5 protein-coding genes are annotated in these 4500 nt (G+C 66.8%); 3 read left to right on the forward strand and 2 right to left on the reverse strand.

What is annotated here, in order from left to right; genetic code table 11:
• Window positions 1–78: 78 nt before the first annotated feature.
• Window positions 79–639, reverse strand: coding sequence for a chlorite dismutase family protein (locus NBV68_RS18060; RefSeq protein ID WP_296312616.1), 561 nt, complete (start codon window positions 637–639; stop codon window positions 79–81).
• Window positions 640–709: 70 nt separating this feature from the next.
• Here NBV68_RS18060 and NBV68_RS18065 point away from each other — a divergent pair, with 70 nt between their 5' ends.
• The 3 genes from NBV68_RS18065 (at window position 710) to NBV68_RS18075 (ending at window position 4006) form a co-directional block, all read left to right on the forward strand.
• Window positions 710–1456, forward strand: a complete 747-nt coding sequence (locus NBV68_RS18065; RefSeq protein ID WP_296312619.1) for an endonuclease/exonuclease/phosphatase family protein — start codon at window positions 710–712, stop codon at window positions 1454–1456.
• Window positions 1457–2002: 546 nt separating this feature from the next.
• Window positions 2003–2557: a dCTP deaminase gene (gene dcd / locus NBV68_RS18070; protein WP_066526763.1), complete on the forward strand. Its 555-nt coding sequence runs from the start codon at window positions 2003–2005 to the stop codon at window positions 2555–2557.
• 273 nt (window positions 2558–2830) lie between these two features.
• Window positions 2831–4006, forward strand: a complete 1176-nt coding sequence (locus tag NBV68_RS18075; RefSeq protein ID WP_296312625.1) for a saccharopine dehydrogenase NADP-binding domain-containing protein — start codon at window positions 2831–2833, stop codon at window positions 4004–4006.
• A 69-nt stretch (window positions 4007–4075) separates the two neighbouring features.
• Here NBV68_RS18075 and NBV68_RS18080 read toward each other — a convergent pair.
• A partial coding sequence (locus NBV68_RS18080) for a TonB-dependent receptor (protein ID WP_296312628.1) occupies window positions 4076–4500 on the reverse strand: 425 nt, incomplete at its 5' end.

Below are 4500 nucleotides of genomic sequence, written 5' to 3' on the forward strand. Positions count from 1 at the left end.
CGCCCGTTTCGCTACCGAGCGGGTGGTGTGCATCGACACCACCGCGGCAGGGGGCAATGCTAGCCTGCTGGCGGCGGGTTAGGCGGCGCGGGTCAAGCGGATGTCGATCTCGCGGCTCACGTAACGCCACTCCTCGCTCGCCCGCAGGCGCGCCAGTAGCTCATCGAACAGCCCCTCGTGCTCGGGGGCGTATTCGAACCAGGTGAGGAAGTCGAAGGGCTCGCCGAGGTCGCGGCCGTGGTGCAACCGGCGGGCGATCTGGGGGAGGTATTCCATCCCGATGCTGGTGTGGCGCGACTGCTCCTCGTAGATGCGGCGGCGTTCGTCCTGCGCGAGCGCCCACCAGGCCTCGCTCTTGGAGATCGGGATCAGCGCCGCGCACCGCGCCTCGCCGCGCCCCAGCGGACTGCCGCGCGCGGACAGCTCGGCAAATTCCTCGCGCAGGGTGTAACGCAGGTGGCTGGCGACGCCCGAGAGCGTCCAGACCGGCCAGCGCGCCTCGGCAAAGCCGCCCTGCCGCACCGTGAGCCCGGCGACCACGGGCAGGCTCTCCCCGGCAAGAGTGGTCATGCCCGTCACCGCCCAGTCACCCCGGGCTCCGCCATCGAAGGCATAAAGAACACGCGCGCCATACGTCATGGGGCGATGATGCGACGAACCGCGCGCCCGCCTCTATCGAATTAGTGCGGCGGCGCTTATCCTTGCGCCCATGCCGGACGCCGCGCCTCTGCCCGCCAACCTCAAGGTGGCGAGCTACAACATCCACAAGGGTATCGGCACCGACCGCAAGCGCGATCCGGCGCGCATCCTCAATGTGCTGAACGAGGTCGGCGCGGACGTGGTGTGCCTGCAGGAGGCGGACCTGCGCTTCGGCACCCGGGCCTCCGTACTCCCGCGTTTCCTGATCGAGGGGCACAGCGATTACGTCCCCGTGCCGCTCGATGTGCAGACGGATTCGATGGGCTGGCACGGCAACGCGATCCTCGTGCGGCGCGGGATTGCGGTGGAGAGCCACGACATCATCCATATTCCCTGCCTCGAACCGCGCGGGGTGGTGACGGCGCGGCTGCGGGTGGGCGAGGCGGCGCTGACCGTCTTCGGCATGCACCTCGACCTCTCGGGCCTGTGGCGCGTGCGGCAGGCCCGCACCATCGCCGCACTGGGCGAGGCGGCGCGTGCGCAAGGCCCGACCGTGCTGATGGGCGACCTCAACGAATGGCGCGCCGTGTCGGGGTGTTTTCGCGAGTTCAGCAAGCACTTCGCCCTGCTCGACCCCGGCCCCAGCTTCCCGAGCCGCCGCCCCCTCGGAAGGCTCGACCGGATCATGCATTGCGAGGGCCTGACGGCGAAGGACTGCGGCGTCCACCGCAGCGCACTGGCAACGACCGCGTCCGATCACCTGCCGGTTTGGGCGAAGTTCGGCTTGCCGAATACTGCTCGCCCTCCCCGGGCATGACCCGGGGCCCAGCTGCCTTGCTTAGCCCTACCTCGGCGAAAAGAAGCGGGGTCCCGGGTCAAGCCCGGGACGGGGAAAGGGGTAGGGCTTGATCCTCCCATTGCCCGCCGGGCCTGTGATTACGGTCGTCGACTAGTGCCTTGCCGGGGTCGGCAGAGTTTGGTCTGGTGCAATCAGTCGCAAGCGTCGCAGAGGGGAAATTCCGAACCCGACTGGCTGTTTGGTGCTGGCGCCCCGCAGTGAGCGCACGAAATCTGTGCCGGCTGGTCATCCCAAGCGCGACTGGACTTTCTGCTGGCGTGCCAGTCGCGCTTTTCTTTTTCCGTGAAGCTCATCTTCGATCTCCTCGACCGTGAGACCTAGGTCGAGAATCCTAACGAGAGCTTGCAAGCCCACCGTCATCCCAGCGAAACCTGGGACCCAGAGCCGCAAGCACCGCGCGTCGCCGCCCTAGGCCCCAGCTTGCGCTGGGGTGACGATGAGGGGTGAGGGGATATGTCCGGCCTCGCCCTTGCCCCGCGGCCTCCCATCGGGAATCACAGCAGCATGGCGATTCTCTCCGACAAATGGATCCGTACGCAGGCGCTCGAACATGGCATGATCGAGCCTTTCGTCGAGGCGCAGCGGCGCGACGGGGTGATCTCCTACGGCCTCTCGTCCTATGGCTATGACGCGCGGGTTGCGCCCGAGTTCAAAATCTTCACCAATGTCGATTCATCGGTGGTCGATCCCAAGCAGTTCGACCCCAAGAGCTTCGTCGACCGCGAGACCGATGTCTGCATCATCCCGCCCAACTCCTTCGCGCTCGCCCGCACGGTCGAATACTTCCGCGTGCCGGAGGATGTGCTGGTGATCTGCCTCGGCAAGAGCACCTATGCGCGCTGCGGGATCATCGTGAACGTCACCCCGCTGGAGCCGGGCTGGGAGGGGCACGTGACGCTCGAATTCAGCAACACCACGCCGCTGCCCGCGAAGATCTACGCCAACGAGGGCGCGTGCCAGTTCCTGTTCCTGCAAGGCAACGAGCGCTGCGAGACCAGCTACAAGGACCGCGCGGGCAAATACATGGGCCAGCGCGGGGTGACGCTGCCGCGGCTTTAGGGCTGCGGCTTCAGGGCGCTTTCCTACAGCACGCGGACCGCGGTAGGCTCCCCGGATTGGCCCGGCGGAGCCCCATGCATGACAAACAGCCCCCATACCCCTGTCCGTCCGCTGCGCAATTTGCGGGCAATGCTCTGTTCAACAAGGATAAATGCGCCTGTTGGGAAGTTGACGCGGTGTAACCCTTGTCACCTTTCCAACACGCGCGGCGATGGCCTTTGACACCCGCGCCGCGTGATTGCATGGCATGGGCAAAACCTAGGGAGACCCCATATGAGCACCCGCGAATTCGACATCATCGTCTATGGCGCCACCGGCTACACCGGGCGGCTGGTGGCGGAGTATCTCGCCCACCACTACGGCAGCCGCGAGGATGGCCCCAAGTGGGCGATGGCCGGGCGCAGTCTCGCCAAGCTGGAAGAGGTGCGTGACCTGATCGGCGCGCCTGCCTCGACCCCGCTGGTGGTCGCCAATGCCGATGACGACGCCGACCTTGAAGCCATGTGCGCGCGCACCCGCGTCGTCCTCACCACCGTCGGCCCATATCAGCTCTATGGCGACAAGCTCGTCGCCGCCTGCGTCAAGACCGGCACCGACTATGCCGACCTGTGCGGCGAGCCGGCGTGGATGGCCGCCAAGATCGCCGAGCATCAGGCCGCCGCCGAAGCCAGCGGCGCGCGCATCTGTTTCTCGAGCGGGTTCGATTCGATCCCCTTCGATCTCGGCGTGATGATGGCGCAGAAGGCCTGCGTCGAAAAGTTCGGCAAGCCCGCCCCGCGCATCCGCGGGCGCGTCCGCGCGATGCAGGGCACCTTCTCGGGCGGCACCGCGGCGAGCCTCGGCGCGACGATGAAGGCGGCGGCCAAGGACGTCTCGGTGATCGGCGTGCTGCGCAATCCGTTTGCGCTCACCCCCGGTTTCGAGGGGCCGGATCAGCCCTCGGGCATGATCCCGGGCTATGAGGACGATCTCGGCAAGTGGTCCGCGCCCTTCGTGATGGCACCGATCAACACCAAGAACGTGCACCGCACCAACTTCCTGCTCGGCCACCCCTACGGGACCGATTTCCAGTATGACGAGATGATGCTGACCAGCCCCGGCGAAGCGGGGAAGGCGGCGGCCAATGCGGCGCTCGAATTCATGAAGAACCCGTTCGGCGCCAAGCCCCCCAAGCCGGGCGAGGGGCCCACGAAGGAAGAGCGCGAGAACGGCTTTTATGACGTGGTGTTCGTCGCCGACATGCCGGGCGGCGAGCGGCTGCAATATGGCGTCAAGGGCCGCTATGATCCGGGTTACGGCTCGACCAGCCGGATGCTGTCCGAGACGGGGATCGCGCTCTTGTCCTGCGACAAGCCGGGCGGGATCGGCACCCCGGGCGCGTTTCTCGGCGAGGATCTGGTGAAGCGGCTCGAAGAGCACGCCGAGCTGACGTTTGCGGTCGAGGAGTAACCTCACGCAAAAGGGGCAGCCGATGATCTCGACTGCCCCGATTGCGACCCTTGGTGGGTGAGCTAAGCCTCAGAAACTGAGGCGCACGCTCGCCCGGACATTGCGCCCGATGAGGGGCACGAAGTCTTTCGTGAAGCTCGCGTGGCGGCGGCCGGTGACGTCGAACAGGTTGTCGGCGGCGAGCTGGAAGGTGAGGTTCCGGTTGTCCTTGAGCGGGCGCCAGGCGACCAGCGCATTGGCCAGCGTGAAGCTGTCGGTCGCGGTCTCGAAGGGAGCGGTTCGGTCCTGGCTGTCGAACCACTGGACCTCGCCGCGCAGGTCGATGGGGCCGGTCTGGGCCTCGATCGCGCCGAGCAGGGAGAGCGGCGGGATGCGCGGGACGGCGGTGCCGTCGTCAAGCTCGGCCTCGACATAGGAGGCCCTGAGGTCGGTCAGCAGGCGGAAGCTGCCGGTGTCGATAACAGGGTAGGAGAGTTCGGCCTCGAAGCCCCAGA

It is taken from the genome of Erythrobacter sp. (assembly GCF_023653175.1).
Taxonomy (GTDB): domain Bacteria; phylum Pseudomonadota; class Alphaproteobacteria; order Sphingomonadales; family Sphingomonadaceae; genus Erythrobacter.

Excerpts from the sequence above, each read along its gene's own strand:
- NBV68_RS18060 (WP_296312616.1), bottom strand. The coding sequence starts at position 639 with ATGACGTATGGCGCGCGTGTTCTTTATGCCTTCGATGGCGGAGCCCGG.
- dcd (WP_066526763.1), top strand. The coding sequence starts at position 2,003 with ATGGCGATTCTCTCCGACAAATGGATCCGTACGCAGGCGCTCGAACAT.
- NBV68_RS18065 (WP_296312619.1), top strand. The coding sequence starts at position 710 with ATGCCGGACGCCGCGCCTCTGCCCGCCAACCTCAAGGTGGCGAGCTAC.
- NBV68_RS18075 (WP_296312625.1), top strand. The coding sequence starts at position 2,831 with ATGAGCACCCGCGAATTCGACATCATCGTCTATGGCGCCACCGGCTAC.